The sequence below is a fragment of the Sinobaca sp. H24 genome (assembly GCF_023845525.1).
Genome location: NZ_JALBWT010000003.1, coordinates 230,272 through 249,322, shown reverse-complemented (window position 1 = coordinate 249,322; position 19,051 = coordinate 230,272). Strand labels below are relative to the sequence as shown.

Sequence of the window (19,051 nt, the reverse complement as noted above, 5' to 3'; positions counted from 1 at the left end):
GACCTCCTTTACCGGGTGACAGGTTACACAACGGTGACTTTATTTGTTGCAAAAAACTTTTCAATAGAAAACGCAGCGGATCCGAGTGCGCATGAATTTTTACTGCGGTCCGTGAATGTAAGGGCAATAGAATCCTGAAAATAGGGAAGAAGGCGCTGCTTGAATACCCGTTGAATAGGGTTGCGCAGCCATGGCTCAAGACGTGCCAGGCGGTTGCCGATAATAATTTGTTCCGGGTTAAAAGTATTTACGATATTGGTCAGGCCGATCCCGATATATTCACCAATCTGGTCAAACGCGTTAATAACCTGAGGGTTGCCGTTTTCAGCCTGTTGAATAAGAAAACTTAAATTAACATTCTTTTCGTTTGGGAAAAGAGGCACTGTTTTTTCCAGAAGAGCATTTTCGGAGCTGTACAGTTCCCAGCAGCCTCTATTGCCACATGGACATTTCCGTCCGTGGGACTCAATAGAAAAGTGGCCGATTTCCCCGGAGATACCGCTCGTCCCTTTATACAGCTTGTCTTCAATAATAATACCGGAACCAATACCGATGCCGATACTGACATAAATAAGATTGGAGGAAGCTCTGCCCGCTCCGTATATTTTTTCGCCGTGGGCGCCGGCCTTGGCTTCATTTTCTATAGTGATAGGCACATTAAAATGCTGCTCCATATATTGTTTTAAATGGACGTTATGCCAGTCCATATTCGGTGCAAATAAAATAACGCCTTCGTTGTTAATCATGCCGGGAACCCCGATGCCGATGCCGACAAGGCCGTACGGGCAGGCAGGTGTTTTATCTATAAGAAGTTGTGCCAGCTCCTTCAGCTGGGCAAATACGATCTCTTCATCTGTATCGGTGATAACAACTTCATCCTGTTGAATCACGTTGCCTTTTAAATCAGTGAGCACGCCAAAGGCGTAATTAACACCGAGGTCGATGCCGATCGTGTAGCCTGCGTTCTGGTTAAAGAAAAGCATCATCGGCTTCCGCCGCCGCTTGAAAGGCCGGCACCAATTTCATCCACCAGATGTTCCTCAATGAGTTCGCTTACAAGACTTGAAACAGTGGCTTTATTTAACCCCGTTACTTTCGATATCTGTGCTCTTGAAATGGGACTCTGGGTTTGAATATTACTCAGTACAATCGATTTATTAATTTTTTGACCAGGCCCTGATCTCCCGTTTTCATAGTCATTCCTCCGTCATTAGTTTGTGCATTAAACATTACGCTTTATACATTTTTAATATATCTTCATTATTTCATAATATGCGTGAATAATAAACGAAAATATTGACAATAAGATTTTAAATAAATATACTTAATTTATTAGTAAAAACAAAGTTTCGTTTTCATCCATGGAAAACTGGTTTTGCATTTTAAAATAGGCAATATGTAAGCGCAAACATAAAATATGATAAAAGGTGGTTTTTTAATGAGTTATTTCCAGGAAATAGACAAAATTAAATATGAGGGAAGCGGCAGCCGTAATGCCCTTGCGTTCAAACATTATAATGCAGAAGAAATGTTTAACGGAAAAAGCATGAAGGACTGGCTGAAATTTTCTGTAGCCTACTGGCACACATTTACTATGGATGGATCTGATCCATTCGGTATGGGAACCATGCAGCGTCCGTGGGATCAGTACAGCGGAATGGATTTGGCAAAAGCCAGAGTGGAAGCTAACTTTGAATTTATTGATAAGCTTGGATTTGACTACTTTGCTTTCCATGATGTGGATATTGCGCCGGAAGGCAACAACCTGAAAGAATACGGAGCCAACCTGGACGAAATTGTCGGCCGGATCCAGCCGTTAATGAAGGCACAAGACGTTTCGGTGCTGTGGAATACGTCCAACATGTTCCATCATCCGCGCTTTATGTTTGGTGCGGCTACTTCCAATAAAGCCGACGTTTTTGCACATGCAGCAGCTAAAGTAAAAAAGCAGCTGGAAATCGCAAAAGAACTGGGCTCGGAAAACTATGTGTTCTGGGGCGGAAGAGAAGGATACGATTCCCTTCTATATACAGATACGAAGCTCGAGCTTGATAACCTGGCGCGCTTCTATCATATGGCAGTCGATTACGCGAAAGAAATCGGATACGAAGGTCAGTTCCTTATTGAACCAAAGCCGAAAGAGCCGACAAAACACCAGTATGATTTCGATACGGCCACAACATATGCATTTTTGCAGAACTATAACCTGCAGGATCACTTTAAAGTCAATATTGAAGCCAACCATGCCACCCTTGCAGGCCACACATTTGAACATGAGCTCCGCTATGCAAGAGAGCACGGCATTCTTGGATCTGTTGACGCCAACCAGGGCGACATGCTTCTCGGCTGGGATACAGATGAGTTCCCAACAGATATCTACAACGCAACGCTTGCGATGTATGAAATTCTTAAAAACGGCGGACTCGGTAAAGGCGGGCTGAACTTTGACGCAAAACTGCGCCGTCCATCCTTTGAGCCGATCGACCTTGTCCACGGCCACATTGTCGGTATGGATACGTTCGCGATTGGATTCAGAGTAGCAAGCCGCATGATCGAAGACCGCGTATTTGAAAATATTATCGATAAGCGCTATGAAAGCTATCAGTCCGGTATCGGAGAAGCTATTTTAAACAATAAGACGTCGTTCCGTGAGCTGGAAGCTTACGCCATGGAGAACACTATCAAGCATGAGTCCGGCCGCCAGGAAATGATTAAAGGCATTATGAATCAGTACATTCTGGAAGCAGGAGCATTTGCGAAAGTATAAAAATAAAGAAGAAGCTGTTGCGTAAAACAGCTTCTTTTTCTTAAAAGGAGAGAAAATTCCATTGGAATACGTCATCGGCTTAGACCTCGGCACGAGCAGTATTAAAGGAATATTAACAGACCGGCAGGGAACCATTGCCGCAGAAGAATCAGAAAGCTATCCGATTTATCATGAACAGGATGGGCACAGCGAACAGGATCCGGAAGACTGGGTGAGGCAGACAAAAAGCGTATTAAAAAAGCTCATTCAAAACAACAATCTGGACGGCGGAGATATAAAAGGAATCAGTTTTTCCGGGCAGATGCACGGCCTCGTTCTGCTTGACGGTGACCATAATCCGTTAAGACGTGCTATTCTCTGGAATGACACGAGAACAAGCCGGGAAGTAAAAGAGATAGAAGAAGCGATTGGTCAGGAAAGACTCTGGGAAATTACAAAAAACAGCCCGCTGGAAGGATTTACGCTTCCAAAGATTCTGTGGGTTAAAAAGCATGAGCCAGACGTATTTGCCCGCGCCGAAATGTTTCTGCTTCCTAAAGACTATGTACGGTACCGCTTAACCGGACAGATTGGCATGGATCTGTCGGATGCAGCAGGCACTCTGCTGATGGATTTGAACACCAACGAATGGAGCACTGCTGTTTTGGAAGCATTCGATCTTTCATCTTCTTTGTGTCCGCCGCTTTTTCCAGCCACCGAGCACTGTGGAGGTATGCTTGAAGAAGCAGCGCAGGAAACGGGCTGTTCCTCTTCGGTAATGATTTTTGCCGGAGGCGCGGATAACGCATGTGGAGCTGTAGGCGCAGGGATTCTGGAAAAAGGAAAACGATGTGCAGTATCGGAACCTCAGGTGTTTTGTTATCTTATGCTGGCGGAGAAAAGACGCATTTTAACGGCAAGCTGCATTTCTTTAACCATGCGCCGGCTGATACATACTATGCGATGGGGGTCACCCTTGCTGCAGGTTACAGCCTGCAGTGGTTTAAAGAGAATTTTTTAAAGGATGATGATTTTTCCGAGATGGTTCAGAAAACCGAATCAGTGCCGGCGGGAGCGCGCGGCCTGTTGTTCACGCCGTATATTACAGGAGAAAGAACTCCACACAACGATGCGCTCGCCCGTGGTTCGTTCGTCGGCATGGATTCCTCCCATACGAAAAACGAATTTGTTAAAGCGATTATGGAAGGGATCACGTTTTCTTTGAAAGAATCCCTGAATTTAATTGAACAGAATGGAATGGAAGTAGACACGATCGTTTCGATCGGCGGAGGTGCTAAATCAAGAGCCTGGCTGCAGATGCAGGCGGATATTTTCGGCAAGGAAGTGGTAAGCCTCCGCAACGAGCAGGGTCCTGCTATGGGAGCGGCAATTATAGCGGCAGCGGGATGCGGATGGTTTGAATCGCTTCAGGAAGCGGCAGCCGTATTTGTGCAAAACGATGTGTCCGTGATGCCTGATCCTGAAAAAACAAAACGCTACGAGCAGATTTTTGCTTTGTATCAGCAGGTATATACGCAGACAAAAGACATTACAAAGCAGCTGGCAGCATTCCGATAAAAGAGTAAACATAGTGAAAGGTGGATTTTCATGACTGTGATTCAAAACCCCATTTTAAAAGGATTTAACCCGGACCCGAGCATATGCCGGAACGGGGAGGACTACTATATTGCGGTATCCACATTTGAGTGGTTTCCGGGAGTAGGCATTTATCACTCCAAAGATTTAAAAAACTGGCGTCTTGCTGCCCGTCCTTTAAACCGGTGGAGTCAGCTGAATATGATGGGAAATCCCGATTCCGGCGGTGTTTGGGCCCCGGCGCTTTCCTACAGCGACGGAAAATTCTGGCTGATTTTCACCGATGTGAAAGTTACGGAAGGCAGCTGGAAAGACTGCCATAACTACCTGGTGACGTGCGATACGATCGATGGAGAATGGTCCGAGCCTATTTATTTGAACAGCTCCGGTTTTGATCCATCGCTGTTTCACGAAGAAGACGGTCGTAAATATTTAGTGAATATGGTGTGGGATAACCGCGTCTACAAGCACGACTTCTACGGAATTGCGCTTCAGGAATACAGCGTGAAAAGCAGCAGCTGATTGGCAAACCGTCCATTATTTTTAAAGGAACCGACGTGAAATTGACGGAAGCGCCTCATCTATATAAAGAAAATGGCTGGTATTATTTATTAACCGCAGAGGGCGGCACAAAATACGACCATCAGGCGACGATCGCCCGCTCCAGAACATTGGAAGGTCCGTACGAAGTGCATCCGGACAATCCACTGATCACGTCGATGCCGTATCCGAGAAATCCGCTGCAAAAGCAGGGCACGCCTCGCTCGTGCACACTCATACGGATGAATGGTTTCTTGTTCACTTAACTGGACGTCCGCTTCCGAAGACGGAAGAAGCGCTGCTTGATCCAAGAGGCTACTGCCCGCTCGGTCGGGAAACAGCTATTCAGCGTATGGAGTGGAAGGAAGACTGGCCGTATGTAGTCGGCGGCAATCAGCCATCACTTGAAATTGAAGGGCCGGACATGGCGGAACATCCATGGGAAAAAGATTTTCCTGAAAAAGATGATTTTGATGAGACAACGCTGAATCATCATTTCCAGACGCTCCGTATTCCATTGAATAACAAGATTCTCTCACTGACCGATAACCCGGGCCACCTGCGGCTGTATGGAAAAGAGTCGCTCACTTCCCAGTTTACGCAGGCCTATGTCGCAAGACGCTGGCAGAGCTTTACGTTTACGGCGGAAACGAAGCTATCTTTTCAGCCGGATTCTTTCCAGCAGGGAGCAGGCCTGGTTAATTACTACAATACAAAAACTGGACAGGCTTCCATGTGACATGGGATGAAGAAAAGGGACGGGTGTTGGATATTGTGACATGCGAAAACTTTACCTTCGACCAGCCGTTGAGAAACGAACAAATTCCTGTGCCGGAAGACGTAGAGGATGTGTATATGAAAGTAGACGTTCATACCGAAGTGTACCGTTATTCCTACTCCTTTGACGGCAGCAGCTGGACGGAAATTCCTATTGATTTCCAGAGCCATAAGCTCTCCGATGATTACGTAAATTCCGGTGGTTTCTTTACGGGTGCCTTTGTCGGAATGCAGTGCCAGGATACGTCCGGCCAAAACCTGCCGGCTGATTTTGACTACTTTGTGTATAAAGAACATTAGAAAAGAGCAGGCCGCAGAGCCTGCTCTTTTTTTATAATTAAATATTATTTTCCATCCTTCATTTCGTCGCGGTTCAGCAGAAGGTACGTACCGGCCACAAAGATGGCGCCGCCGATCATATTGCCGATCGTAACGGGGATCAAATTATAAATAATATCCCCAAAGCTTAGGATGGAGTAAGAATCATGCAGCCAGGCCATGCCGAGTATCGACATGTTTGCAATGCTGTGTTCAAAGCCGGAAGCGACAAATGCCAGGATGACTCCGAGCACCATAATGATTTTTGCCGTGTCGCTTTCAGTGCGAAGCGTCAGCCAGATAGCCAGGCAGACAATCCAGTTGCAGAGAATACCCTGAAAAAACAGCTGGCTCCATGGAAGGCTTATTTTTTCGGCAGCTAAGGAAAACATATAATGATCTGCTGGAATCTCCTGGAAAATACCTGCTCCAAGAACAAGGAGGCTGATCAGAAGAGCACCGACAGCATTTCCGAAATAGCTTGCGCCCCATACGCCAAGCGTCTCTTTCCACGTAGTCCCTCCGGAAAATGTGGAGGTCGTCATAATCATATTATTTCCGGTAAACAGGTCAGAGCCGCCGATTAAAATAATAATCAGGGCAATGCCAAACGTAGAGCCGACGACCAGATCCAGAATAGGGGACTGAACGTCATACAAAGGCGCCCCGAGAGAAAACATAATCAGCGCCCCTATGCCTACATAACTGCCTGCAATAACCGCCGATAGCAGATAAACCAGCGGCGAGCGTTTCAACATAGCGCTTTTGGATGCGCCCTGCTCATTGAGTGTGTGGATCGTTTCTTTATACATAGCTCTTGTCTCCTGTGTGGTATATGGGTGTATTTATTTTGCCTTATTTAATATAGACTAAATGGAGCGGAATAACAAAAGATGCGTATTACTATAAAAATAATCATACATAGAGAGGGAAACGTACGATGAAAACAATTGCTATTATTGGAAGCAGCGGAGGAAATCTATATAGTTTAGGCGGGAAAAAGCCTGAAAAGCTGTTGGAGGAAATTATTACGCAAAGCAGCAGTACTGAACTTCAGGTAGGAGCCATTCAGTTTATTGCAGCAGAGGAATCAATGGATACGGCGAAAGAAAACGTTTCTGCCCGGATGTTCGCATTAGGAGCTCAGGGTCGGCCGGAAGTTATATTTGAAGGAAGTCTGGAAGAGGTAAATGAGGAGGCCGCAGAACTCGATAAAAAAATGGCAGAGCAGATACAAAACGGCCACATAGACGGTCTGATTGTGATGAGCTCTGATCCGGAGGGGTTAATCAGTTAACAATAGAGGCCGCTGCGGATAAAAAAATTCCTATTGTCGGTACAGGCGGCACATCGATGGCTTTGATCGGCAGCAAAGGCGCGGAGGTTATTTCCCAGTCAGGTACAACAGGTACGACGAGCCGGACCCGGGCTGTTTCTTTATTGCTTCTTTAGCTAAATATTGGAATATCTCGTATCAGCCGGTGATTGGAAGCAGATCACAGCTGGAAACGGGAAAGCCGGCCAATGTGTTCAAAAATATCAGCCTGCGGGGAATTATGGTGTCAGCTCTCCCCGGTTTTATAGCGATGGCTATTGTGCTTGCTTTGAGCCGGATTCCTGTATTCAGTGGGTTGGGAGAAGTGTTTGACGTAATGATTCAGGCGCTGCCGGTCGTTCTGGCAGCCATTGCAGCCAAGCAGGTGTCCGATTTGGATGAAGTATCCATCGCCGCCGGTGTTATAGCTGGTGTCCTGTCGGTAGAAGGCGGGATTATTGGAGGTATTATCGGTGGTATTCTGGCCGGAATATTTGTTCATTATTTGTTTAGGAAATGCGTGCAGTGGCGCTTTCCGATGACAACTGTCAATATTGTGGCAGGAGGGCTTTCCGGATTGGCTGCGGGTCTTATTGTATATTTCCTGCTTGCCCCGTTAGCGCTGCAGACTGGAAACGGAATTAAGGCAATTATAGAATCTGCGATAGCGTTTAATCCAATTATGGCTGGCGCGCTTGCCGGGCTGCTTATATGGCCGGCGATACTTGGCGGCGTATATCACGCAGCTATTCTTCCTATTGTTCTGCTGGAGATGGAAACAGCGGGTAACAGTTTTTTAGGAGCAATCGATATGGTTGGACTCGTCATGGTATCCGCCGGTATTACCCTTGCCAACGTAATTTCCCCAAGAGATAAGGGAGAAGCAGCTGCGGCTGCTCCGGGCTTTCTCATCAACATGGGCTTTGGTACATTTGTAGAAGCGGCCTATCCGTTTATGTTTTCCAATAAATTTGTTTTTGCCGGTGCTGTGTTTTCGGCGGGGGGGGGAGCCCTCGTTGGATTATTTAATGTTAGAGGAACAGCTTATGTGCCAACGTTTGCAGCTCCACTTTTAACAAACAATGTTGCGGGTTTTATTCTTGCCATGGCAGCAGCTTTTATTTTAGCTTTCATTATTACCATTACTGCGAATAAATTTTCCGGAAGAAAAGGAAGTTAGACCTCCGCAATAAGAAGAAGGGTTCAAGAGTATACTTGAATCTTTTTTCATATCTTAATAGTTATTTTTAATCAGTAAATACATAGAAATTTAACATAATACCTTACAATTGTCATAAAATAGGTATATAATATCAGGTAATAAGATGCAATTTAAGGAGGACTTAAATTGAAGTATATTGCAGTGAAAGAACTAAAGGAAGGTGCAGTAATAGCCGAAGATATATACAAAGGGGCATCTTTGGTTGTCAGAAAAGGTCATATAGTAACAGCTGCTTTAATCCGGAAATTACAGCAGTGGGAGATTAATTCTCTTCCTATTCAGTCAGATGACGAGGGAAAGCAAGAAGAAAAAGACATTGATTTGAAGAAACTGTCGGAAGAAAAAAGGCAGACTCTTCTGACTTTTCTTCAGGACATGCTGCAGCTGGGCAATGAGTACCGGTTTGGATATGCCATTAATGACGTGGACTCCTATCTTTGGGTGCAAAAGCTGTTTGTTGAAATCACATCGGAAAAAAGTACCTATGGTCTACTTCAGCAGCTAAAATCCTGGGATCTTAATACGTACCATCATTCCCTCGACGTGTTTATCCTAGGGTCGTTGATGGCAAAAAAGATTGGACTGGAGCATGTTGCAGAATTTTCCAAAGCCTGTCTGCTTCACGATATAGGTAAGCTTAAAGTCGAAAAAAAGATTTTAATGAAAACGAACGAACTCAGTTCAAGAGAAATGCTGCAGATGCGTGCCCACACAGGCGAGGGCTTTCATCTGCTGAAACAAAAAGGATACAGTGCCGGCGTAACAAATGTGTTGAAATATCATCACCAGCCGTTAAGCACTCTTAGTAAGGAAGAAAGAGAGGAGAGGCAGATCTGGAAAAAAGAACATGATATTTTGAAACTGGTGGATGTATACTCAGCGCTCACGCTGGAAAGGCCTTATAGGGAATCTTTAAGCCCTCCGAAAGCATTAAAAATAGTCATAAAAGAGCACGGAGATATAAATATTGACTACATGAAGCAGTTTTGTGAGATGCTGGAGATCTTCCCTCAGCATGCCGTAGTACAGCTTTCTAATAATACTGTTGCCGAAGTAGTGGGTGGATGACAAGCTGCCCACCTATCCAATTATGAAAGAAAAAGATAAGCTGCATGCTTTTTATATGCCTGTGAATCGGTCCATTACCATCAGCAGGGTACTAACATTTAAAGAGTAGCAAGAAGAGGGTAGGGATTTGCATGATTCAAGAGGATATTAAACATTACAGGGATATCAATGGTTTTTTAGAAAGAGTTTTTGAAATGATGGCTCTGAATTTTCCTAACCATACGATATTTTTCGCGACAAACGATAAGAAGATGAATGTCATCCGGAAAGTGCTGGATCAGGCGGCGCTGTGTATCCCGGAAGGGAAGGAAGATCCTTATCAGGAGAGCTTCTGTCATTTGGCAGTTGAGGCGCCAAACAAAAACATTATCATACCAGACCTTACCAAGCACAGCTTTACAAAGGAGCACCGATTTACCAAACAGGCGGGAAGCGGCAGCTTTATGGGGGCGGCAGTTACATCGGGAGATGGGGAAGCGCTGGGAACACTCTGTTTAGTAAGCAATCATACAGCTGTATTTTCCGAAGAGCAGGTCACATTACTGCAGGGGTATGCCTATATTATTGCAAGAGCATTGGAAGTAGAACAGAGTCAGATGAGAGACAGCTTGACAGGTTTATACCTTTCGTCTGCATTGCCATCTCTGTTTGAAAATAAAAAGGAGGACTATACCTCCTGGAGTACACTTTATATTAACCTGCGTGGTACCCGTATTTTCAATGAACTCTATGGATTTGAAATGGGGAACCTTCGGCTGCAGAAAACGGCAAAAATGCTGTATGAAGCTTTTCCGGCAGGCAGTTTATTTGCCCGGGCGGCTCAGGATAAATTTATCGTGATGCTTCCCTTTACGGCGAACGAAAATCCAAGAATGGCAACAGAACTCTATACAGAAAAACTGTTACAGCATCTTAAAGAAGCTCCCTGCGTTATCAATAAAGAACATCATACATTCGTGTTATTATAGGAGCGGCAGTCTACAGCGAAACGTTTAACAGCTTCAGCTCTTTATTGAAAAAAGCGGAGCAGCGGGCCGTAAGAGGAAATTCAAACGGAACAGAAGGACTTATTTTTACAGATGATGACGATCAGGAGAAAATGGAAGTTCAGGAATTTACGATCCGTAATGCAATGGAAGAAGAAGGCTTCACTGACCAGCTTGCTTTAGCCTACCAGCCTCAGGTTGATATTCAAAAAGAAACGATTACCGGTGTGGAGGCTCTAATACGCTGGCATCATCCGGTGCACGGCTTTTTCCCACCTAATATATGGATTCCTCTGGCAGAACAGTCGGAGGCGATGCACGCCATCGGTCTCTGGGTTCTGCAAAGAGCTGCAGTGAAATGAAAGCAGTTAATGCCGATTTGAAGCTTTCAGTTAATGTATCGCCAGTACAGCTTTATGATCCGGATTTTCCATGTATGTGCGCCATATTCTGAAGAGAGCGGGATATCGGCCGCCCAGCTTACGTTTGAAATTACGGAAAATATTTTTCTTGAGAATAATCCTGTGATTTTGGAGAATCTGCTCGAATTAAAAGAAATCGGTATTAAGCTGGCAGTCGATGATTTCGGAGTCGGTTATGCTTCTTTCCATCTGTTGCATCGCTTTCCGATTGATATTCTGAAAATTGACCGCCAGCTGAGCGCCAATCTAACGTCAATTTCAAGCAAAAAAATTGTCGAGGCTATTATTGAACTGGCCTACTCGCTTGATATGCAGTGTATAGTGGAAGGTATTGAAACAAAAGAACAGCACCAGTATTATCAGACGCACAAAGTCGACTGGGCCAGGGATATTACTATCATAAACCAATGCCTGCACCTGAACTTGCAAAGTTATTTACATTATTTAAAAAACACGGCTTTCCTTTAAAAGGAAACCGGTTTTTTAATAGAACAAAGATAGTAAAAAGCAACTGGAACCTCAAGGGCTGACTTCAGAACTATCGTTTTTACAGCTGTCAGGAATTAAATACAGCATCCCCTTTCAGGGTGCTGATTTTTTATTTTCTGCACCGTAAAACTTGGAAAAGGAAAAGCCGCGGCCGATAATTTCGGAGGCATTCAGGAAGATCACAAACGAAGAAGGCTCCTGATTCTGCAGGACTCTCTTCAGATAAACAGCTTCCTGCTGCTCCATGACACAGAGAATCATCGTTTTTTCATCGTTTGTGTAGCCGCCGACCGAACGGACCTTGGTTAAGCCGCGGTCAATTTCCTCCCGATAATAGTCTGTATCTGCGCTTCCCGCTCGGTAATTATGAGAACGAGCTTGGAAGGTGACGCCTGGAGCTGAACGAGGTCGATGACTTTGCTCATGACAAAGATGGAAATCATCGCAAACAGGGCGATCTCCAGACCGAAGACAACAGCGGATGTCACCACGACACAGCCGTCTACAATAAACTGGGCGTATCCGCTCGAAAGACCGGAATACTTTTTCACAATCTGCCCAAGCGTAGACAGACCGCCGGTGGAACCGCGTCCCCGGTAAACAATGCCAAGTCCTACGCCGATCATGGATCCCCCATAAATGGCTGCCAGCAGCGGGTTATTAATCGCGAAGGGAAGATCGGTACTTATCCAGATGACAAGCGGCACAAAAAAAGTGCCAAGAAGCGATTTCATTCCAAAATCTTTTCCGAGCAGAATCAGCCCGAGAAAGAATAAAGGAATGTTAATCATCCACTGGACGAATGCGGGATTAAACTGATAGAGCTCGTAAACAATCGTGCTGATACCCGACACTCCACCGGCTGCAAGGCGGGACGGCAGAAGGAAAATATTGTAGGCTAAAGCGATCAGGGTCGAACCAAACAGGACATAGCCGAACTCGGCCATGCGCTGTCTTTTGTAACGAAACTACTCATGTTCATGATTCCTTTCTGTCTCACCTGAATCTATCTCAGCTCTCCTAAAAAGTCCCATCGATTGTACCATAGATTATCCAATCAAAAATAAACCATTTTCTATGCAAATCTGGATGGGATATGGTATTCTTAACTCACTAATTGATAATGATAATCATTTACGGGATATAAAAGGAGGAAGTACATATGACAGAGCACGAGTTGTTTGACGTTACTATTGTAGGCGGAGGCCCGGCCGGGCTGTATTCTGCTTTTTACAGCGGCATGCGCGGAATGAAAACAAAGATTCTTGAATACCAGACGGTGCTCGGGGGCAAAGTGAACGTTTATCCGGAGAAAGTTGTCTGGGATGTCGGCGGCCTTCCTCCTACATCCGGAGAAAAGCTGATTGCCCAGATGGTGGAACAGGCGATGACGTTCGAGCCGACCGTCTGTCTGAATGAAAAAGTGGCCTCCATTATTAAAAACGATGCGGCGGTTTTTGAGATTACGAATGACAAAGGCGAGGTTCATTACTCCAAAACGGTTATTATGGCTATCGGGGCGGCATCCTTAATCCGCAGAAGCTGGAGCTTGAAGGCGCAGAGAAATATGAAATATCCAATCTGCACTATACGGTAAAATCACTGGCCCGTTTTAAAGGCAAAACGTCATTATTTCCGGCGGCGGCAACTCCGCAATTGACTGGGCCAATGCGCTTGAGCCGATTGCAGGGAAAGTCTTTCTGACGTACCGCAAGGAATGCCCGGCAGCTCATGAAGCCCAGGTGGACAAGCTGATGTGCAGCTCGGCGGAGTGCTATTTCAATACATGTATTTCCAAGCTGATCGCGGAAAAGTCGACGGAGAATATTGACCAGGTGGAGCTGACTAATGTGGAAACCGGAGAGCGGAGTACGCTTCCGATTGACGAAGTGATTATCAATCACGGCTACGAGCGGGATAAATCGCTGCTGGAGAGCAATACGCTGAAAATTGATATGATTGATTCCCATTTTATCGCAGGTAACCCGTTGAACCATACATCAGTGCCGGGCATGTTTGCGGCAGGAGACATCGTCAAACACGATGCGAAGCTTAATTTGATTGCCGGCTGCTTTCAGGATGCGGCCAATGCCGTCAATCAAGCCAAGTTCTATATCCAGCCGGAGGCGGGGGACCGGGCAATGGTCTCCTCCCACAATGAAGCATTTAAGGAAAAAAATAAGAAATGGCAGAAGAAAAGTATGGCATAATAGAAGAAACCAGCGAAAAGGAGGAAGATCATATGATCAGCGAAACATTAAAGCAGAACTTAAACGATCAAATGAACTATGAATTTTATTCTGCCAATGCCTATCTGGCAACAGCAGCCTACTGCTCGGCAGAAGGACTGGATGGATTTGCAAATTTCTTCCTTGTGCAGGCAGAGGAAGAACGATACCATGCGATGAAATTTTACCACTTTTTAAATGACATGGGTGAGCGTGTGATGGTCGAAGGCAGCGATACGCCAAATAACAGCTTTTCCAGCGTGCTTGACTGCTTTGAAAAAAGCCTGCTTCAGGAAAAAGAAGTGACGAAGCGTATCTATCATCTGGCCGATATTGCTCTTGATGAAAGAGAGCATGCGACCATGACTTTCCTGAACTGGTTTATTAATGAGCAGGTGGAAGAAGAAGCACTCTTTGACAACCTGATTCAGAAGCTGAACCGGATTGATCAGGACAGCAATGCGTTTATTATGATGGACCAGGAGCTCTCGAAGCGCTCATTTACCCCGGAAGATTAAATGAATACAGTATAAAAGAGAAGGCTGCGGCCTTCTCTTTTTATGCTTGCGTAAATAAGCCTAGTCTGTTTTAAACAAATAAATAGGTATAATGTACTGACTAAAGTACTATTTTTTAGGATAATTTATGGTAAAATAAAGGCATGAGCAAAGGAGATGCATCATGCGAGGGTATACTTATTATGTGGAATGCAAGTACCGGGGACGCTGGATCCGTCTGTTTAATCAATCGATTATCAGTGCAGATGAATACGAAGCGCTAAACGACAACTACCTTTTTCTTCCCTATTATAAAAATTGGGAATGGGGCGAAGATCAGCTGTATTATGTCCGTCAGCTCGAAGCACGCCCGCTGCGCGTGACAAAAACGATAAAAGACGATTGTCTTCCAATTTGGCTGAGATCCAAATCAATATTTGAACTGAAAAAATGGCAGTTAACCGAGGAAGGCATCGTAGCTACTGAATATAAAACTCTACATGCTTTGCATGCCGGATAAAAAGATCAGCTGAGGAGAATATCTCCAGGCTGATCTTTTTATAGCTTTTTGACAAGTGGAATCAGCCGGTACAGGGAAAAAGACATAACGGCGAGTACGACCATGACGATAAAAGCCTGACGTATCCCGAGAAACAGTGACTCCTGATAGTTCATATCCGGACCGCCACCGGCGCTGACTATAGTGGAGAGCAGCGTAACGCCGAGCGCCATGCCGAACTGGCGGATGGTACTGCTTAGCGCGGTGCCATGTGCAAGTTCCTCGCGGGGAAGGTCATTCATGCCGGCTGCGACCTGAGGCATCATCGTCATCCCGATACCTGCCATAAACAGGCAGAATACAGCGATGATAAATAAGATGGATGTATCCGGCTGGAGAAAAACAAATAGAATAACAGATGAAATCAGCAGGACAAAGCCTGTGTTTATTAAGAGGCGGCCGCCGTATTTATCATATATCATACCGCCGGCAAGAGACATAAAAGCAAGAATAGCGGTCCCGGGCATTAACAGGAAGCCGGAAACAAAAGCACTGCTGCCCTGAACGTCCTGTGCAAACAGGGGCAGGATGGTTTCTGTGGATAAAAGCAGCACTCCTACAAAAAAGACGGAGCCTGTTGTAAGAGCATAGACTGGATAACGAAAAACCCGGACGTTCAAAATAGGAGCTGTTAACTGCAGCTGCCGTCTGCCGAATATAAACAGGCTGGCAGCCCCTGCTGCGATCGGCAGCCAGACGACCCAGTGCAGCAGACCTTCTGTGCTGATATAGCTTGAACCAACGAGAAGGCCGGTCAGGCCGATGGTAGAAAGCAGCACGGAAGGAGAGTCAAAGCGGGTTTCCCGCTGTTCTGTTATATTTTTCAGGAAAAAAACGGCTAAAAGAAGCAGTAGAAGAGTCGGCGTAAGAATAATCCAAAACAAGTGCTTCCACGTGTATACATCAATAATATACCCCGAAACCGCAGGTCCGGTGGCCGGCGCTACGTTCATAACAAGACCGAGGAGGCCCATCGCTTTTCCACGCTGATTCACAGGGAAAATAAGCAGAAGCACCGTCTGTACGAGAGGCAGCATAATTCCGGCTCCCACTGCCTGAATGACCCGGGCCAGAATAAGTATGGCAAAGCTTTCGGACATAAGCGCGAGAAGCGTACCCGCTGCCAAAAATAAAAACGATGTCAGCACAAGACCTCTAGTCGTAAACCGATCAATCAAATAGCCGCTCATCGGAATAAAGACCGCAGACGTTAAGAGAAACGCAGTTGTCAGCCATTGGACCTGAGCTGCGTTAACAGCAAATTCCTGCATCAGCGTAGGGAACGCCGTAATCAAAAGAAACTGATTAAACAAAAACAAAAAATTTCCTCCAACTACTATAAAGATAATCAGCCGTTTCTGCGCGGTACTCAACGTCGTCATGTCCGTCCCCTCCTTTTAAAAGCATCCTTTCTTATTGTAACAAGGAAGGAGGGGAAAGAAAGGCAGGAATGCAGGGAAATATACCCAGAAGAAAATAAATATCCGCAACTATTGGCATTTGACGAACTTCCAGGGCTGGCTTAAGCTGAATATAAATGTAAGCACTTACATTTAATACATGTACAGGGGGTATTTGATGTATTCAAAAAAGTGGCTTATTGGTGTATCATCACTTCTGGTTCTGCCTTTGGCTGTATCCGGCTCAGGCGGAGATGTGCAGGCTTCTATGCCGGATGATGGGGCGGGGCAGCAGCAAGAACAGGAACAAAACATTGAAAATGTCATTGTGCTGATAGGAGACGGTTTAGCAGCGGGGCAGCTGGAGGTGGCAAGGGCGTTGGAATACGGAAAAGAGGATCTTTTTCACATGGAACAGCTTCCTAATGTAGGTTTGATGCAGACGTATTCCAACGATAATCACGTAACCGATTCTGCAGCTGCAGGTTCAGCTATGGCAACATCATTTAAAACCGATAACGGCATGGTTTCTGTAACACCTGAAGGTGAAAGCAAACAGACTATTCTAGAGGCATTTCAGGAGCAGGGAAAAATGACGGGCGTCGTCGTAAATAATTCCGTTACAGATGCTACACCAGCTTCCTATACGGCTCATACCGAAAGCCGTGACAATCATGATGAGATTGCCCGGCAGCAGTTTGACAGCCAGTATGACATTTTGTTTGGAGGCGGATTGGAGAACTTTTTACCAGAGGCACAAAATGGTGAAGATTTGACAGCGAGCTTTCAGGAAGAGGGCTACGAATTCGTTCAAACAAGAGAAGAATTAATGAATGCGCCGGTAACAGACAAGATGCTGGGATTGTTCGCTGAGGGAAACATGGCGCTTGAAGCAGACATTGATCAGATGGAAGAGGAAGATCAGCCTTCTCTAAGTGAAATGTCGGACGTAGCGCTTCAGGCAATGGAACAGGATGAAGATGGGTTTTTCTTAATGATTGAAGGATCCAGAATTGACCATGCCGCGCATTTTGCCTCTGCGAACGGTGTTCACCAGGAAGTGGTCGAATTTGACCGGACAGTGGAACTGGTTCAGGAATGGGCATCTGAGCGCGATGATACGCTGGTCGTTGTAGCCTCCGACCACGAAACAATGGGAATGGCGATGACAGAAGTAATGGATGTAGAGGCATGGCAGGGAATGACGGCGACCTCAGAGTATATGGTAGAACAGTTTGAAATGGATGAAGAGAGTGGCACCTATACGGAAGAGAGCATGCGCGCTGCTTACGAGGAGTATGCGGATATGGAGCTGACGGATGAAGATGTGGAACGTCTTCAGAACAGCCTTTATGAAGAAGACGGAGAACCAATTGAGGCCTTTTACCAGGCGGTGGAAGCCGGATTGATTATTGCGGAGCACTATAATCTGCACGTGTATAACCAGAACATAACCCAGCTGAGTGAGAGTACGTCCGGCCACTCTGGAAACATGGTGCCGATTTTCGCTGACGGGCCGGGTTCAGAATCATTCAATGGAGTATTTGATAACACGGAGCTTTCCCAAATTATTGCAGAAGAAGCGGATATTCCTTTTGAAGGAAGCAATTAAACCATTGTACTATGCACCCTTTCTGCTTTTCAGCAGAGAGGGTGTTTTCTATTATTTTGTACCATTTTTTTACATCTTCTCTTTTGATGATGAAACAGTATAATAAAAAAGAATACATATTATGTAAGGGAGACAGAAACATGAAACAATTGATAACTATTTTTGCTGCGGTTCTGCTTTTATTTGCAGTACTGCCGGCAGAGAGCACCTCTGCAGCTCCATCCGGTAAAGCATATGAATCCTACCTGGAGCAGCTGGGCTGGACGGAAACGGAAATGGAGGCCTATCTGCAGGGATGGGATGCTTCGCTTGATGAATTTAAAACGCTGAAGGAACTGCAGGAATTTCTCGGAGAAGAGCTGACAGAAGAGTCAACGGCAGCTTTTTTAGAGGAATTTGATATGACAAGAAACGAGCTGGATGAACGTCTGGCAGAAGACGGCCTTGTGCTGAAGGATTTGAAGTTTACAGATGACCTGTATGAGTATCTTCCCTACGATGAAGAATGGGAAGAGGAAATATGGGAAGATGATTTTTCAGAGATTGGTTTAACGTCGGCGGAAATAGATGCACTAACAGCCCATTTTGAAAAGACAGCAGAGCAGACCGAACAGTTTGAAGAAAAACTGTTCAGCCTGCTGGACGACTCTAGTAATTTTTCAGAATGGATGGAAGAGCTGGTATGGACAGAAGAGCAGAAGCAAACATTCACGAGCTGGTGGAATGAGCTGCTGAGCCTGCTGCAGATATCCGTTTCATTTGCCGAGGAAACTGCTGGGGAGAAAAAAGACCTTTCTTTTAACAACCTGCTTGATATGGAAAGCTGGACAATCGATGTACTGTGGATAGAGATCTACGACACGGAAGGAACGCTGCTTGCTGACTTGTTTATTAATACAGCGTTTATTGAAGAGTTCGGCGGTATGGAAGGACTGCCTGCTGTGGAAGAGGCAGCTTCCGAAAAAATTATTTCAGCCGCTCCTTCCGATTCTGCAGAAAAACCATCAGTATCTGCTGAAAAAGAGGGCGGTATACTCCCGGATACCGCTGGAAGCAGCCTATTTTATGTGCTCGCCGGACTGGCAGCAGCTGTTCTTGGGTTTTTGCTTTTACTATCGAGAAAAAAGACTGCATAAAAAATCTCCTGTGAAGAAAAACCTTCGCAGGGCATTTTTTTAAGCAAATTCAAACGAAAGCGTCTAAAAAATCTAGTTGCCAAACGATTCAAAAAGCATTATCATGAAGGAAATAATTAATTTGTTTAGTAAACAAATTA

General features: G+C 45.3%; 15 protein-coding genes and 4 pseudogenes. 13 read left to right on the top strand and 6 right to left on the bottom strand.

From position 1 onward, the window contains the following. Positions 1-23: 23 nt before the first annotated feature. Both MMY81_RS06945 and MMY81_RS33880 read right to left on the bottom strand, forming a co-directional pair. Positions 24-986, bottom strand: coding sequence for an ROK family protein (locus MMY81_RS06945; RefSeq protein ID WP_308215249.1), 963 nt, complete (start codon positions 984-986; stop codon positions 24-26). Then, positions 983-1,102: a hypothetical protein gene (locus MMY81_RS33880; protein ID WP_308215256.1), complete on the bottom strand. Its 120-nt coding sequence runs from the start codon at positions 1,100-1,102 to the stop codon at positions 983-985. The genes MMY81_RS06945 and MMY81_RS33880 overlap by 4 nt, the downstream gene beginning before the upstream one ends. A 336-nt stretch (positions 1,103-1,438) precedes the next feature. On the opposite strand from MMY81_RS33880, the gene xylA reads away from it, so the two are divergent. From xylA to MMY81_RS06930, 3 genes and pseudogenes are all read left to right on the top strand, one after another. Beyond that, the gene (gene xylA, locus MMY81_RS06940) at positions 1,439-2,767 is read left to right on the top strand and encodes a xylose isomerase (RefSeq protein WP_252312195.1); all 1,329 of its coding nucleotides are present in this window, start codon (positions 1,439-1,441) and stop codon (positions 2,765-2,767) included. 61 nt (positions 2,768-2,828) lie between these two features. Then, positions 2,829-4,324 (top strand): annotated as a pseudogene (gene xylB, locus MMY81_RS06935) (xylulokinase). Positions 4,325-4,354: 30 nt separating this feature from the next. Further along, positions 4,355-5,959, top strand: a pseudogene (locus MMY81_RS06930) (glycoside hydrolase family 43 protein). A gap of 44 nt (positions 5,960-6,003) precedes the next feature. On the opposite strand, the gene MMY81_RS06925 reads toward MMY81_RS06930, so the two are convergent. Continuing rightward, positions 6,004-6,789: a formate/nitrite transporter family protein gene (locus MMY81_RS06925; protein ID WP_252312194.1), complete on the bottom strand. Its 786-nt coding sequence runs from the start codon at positions 6,787-6,789 to the stop codon at positions 6,004-6,006. A 128-nt stretch (positions 6,790-6,917) separates the two neighbouring features. Between MMY81_RS06925 and MMY81_RS06920 the strand changes: the two genes are divergently transcribed. From MMY81_RS06920 to MMY81_RS06900, 5 genes and pseudogenes are all read left to right on the top strand, one after another. Beyond that, a complete protein-coding gene (locus MMY81_RS06920; protein ID WP_252312193.1) occupies positions 6,918-7,274 on the top strand; it encodes a hypothetical protein in 357 nt (118 codons plus the stop codon). 184 nt (positions 7,275-7,458) lie between these two features. After that, positions 7,459-8,472 (top strand): hypothetical protein, encoded by a 1,014-nt coding sequence (locus MMY81_RS06915; protein ID WP_252312192.1) that lies wholly within the window; start codon positions 7,459-7,461, stop codon positions 8,470-8,472. A 168-nt stretch (positions 8,473-8,640) separates the two neighbouring features. Continuing rightward, positions 8,641-9,582 carry an HD-GYP domain-containing protein gene (locus MMY81_RS06910; protein ID WP_252312191.1) on the top strand — a complete coding sequence of 314 codons (942 nt, stop codon included), beginning with the start codon at positions 8,641-8,643 and terminating at the stop codon, positions 9,580-9,582. A 194-nt stretch (positions 9,583-9,776) separates the two neighbouring features. Continuing rightward, a complete protein-coding gene (locus tag MMY81_RS06905; RefSeq protein ID WP_252312190.1) occupies positions 9,777-10,550 on the top strand; it encodes a sensor domain-containing diguanylate cyclase in 774 nt (257 codons plus the stop codon). 131 nt (positions 10,551-10,681) lie between these two features. Then, a pseudogene (locus tag MMY81_RS06900) lies at positions 10,682-11,458 on the top strand (EAL domain-containing protein). Positions 11,459-11,572: 114 nt separating this feature from the next. Here the strand turns inward: MMY81_RS06900 and MMY81_RS33875 are convergent. Both MMY81_RS33875 and MMY81_RS06895 read right to left on the bottom strand, forming a co-directional pair. After that, positions 11,573-11,740 carry a DUF2179 domain-containing protein gene (locus tag MMY81_RS33875; RefSeq protein ID WP_308215248.1) on the bottom strand — a complete coding sequence of 56 codons (168 nt, stop codon included), beginning with the start codon at positions 11,738-11,740 and terminating at the stop codon, positions 11,573-11,575. 44 nt (positions 11,741-11,784) lie between these two features. After that, positions 11,785-12,426 carry a YitT family protein gene (locus MMY81_RS06895; RefSeq protein ID WP_308215247.1) on the bottom strand — a complete coding sequence of 214 codons (642 nt, stop codon included), beginning with the start codon at positions 12,424-12,426 and terminating at the stop codon, positions 11,785-11,787. Between the two features lie 215 nt (positions 12,427-12,641). Between MMY81_RS06895 and MMY81_RS06890 the strand changes: the two are divergent. From MMY81_RS06890 to MMY81_RS06880, 3 genes and pseudogenes are all read left to right on the top strand, one after another. Beyond that, positions 12,642-13,689 (top strand): annotated as a pseudogene (locus tag MMY81_RS06890) (NAD(P)/FAD-dependent oxidoreductase). A 32-nt stretch (positions 13,690-13,721) separates the two neighbouring features. After that, positions 13,722-14,225, top strand: a complete 504-nt coding sequence (locus MMY81_RS06885) for a ferritin (RefSeq protein WP_252312254.1) — start codon at positions 13,722-13,724, stop codon at positions 14,223-14,225. A 163-nt stretch (positions 14,226-14,388) separates the two neighbouring features. Then, a complete protein-coding gene (locus tag MMY81_RS06880; RefSeq protein WP_252312189.1) occupies positions 14,389-14,724 on the top strand; it encodes a hypothetical protein in 336 nt (111 codons plus the stop codon). 38 nt (positions 14,725-14,762) lie between these two features. On the opposite strand, the gene MMY81_RS06875 is transcribed toward MMY81_RS06880, so the two are convergent. After that, on the bottom strand, positions 14,763-16,145 hold the full coding sequence (locus tag MMY81_RS06875) for a DHA2 family efflux MFS transporter permease subunit (RefSeq protein ID WP_252312188.1): 1,383 nt from the start codon (positions 16,143-16,145) through the stop codon (positions 14,763-14,765). 196 nt (positions 16,146-16,341) lie between these two features. Between MMY81_RS06875 and MMY81_RS06870 the strand changes: the two genes are divergently transcribed. Both MMY81_RS06870 and MMY81_RS06865 read left to right on the top strand, forming a co-directional pair. Then, a complete protein-coding gene (locus tag MMY81_RS06870; protein WP_252312187.1) occupies positions 16,342-17,775 on the top strand; it encodes an alkaline phosphatase in 1,434 nt (477 codons plus the stop codon). Between the two features lie 140 nt (positions 17,776-17,915). Next, positions 17,916-18,911, top strand: a complete 996-nt coding sequence (locus MMY81_RS06865; protein WP_252312186.1) for a processed acidic surface protein — start codon at positions 17,916-17,918, stop codon at positions 18,909-18,911. The last annotated feature ends 140 nt before the right edge of the window (positions 18,912-19,051 follow it).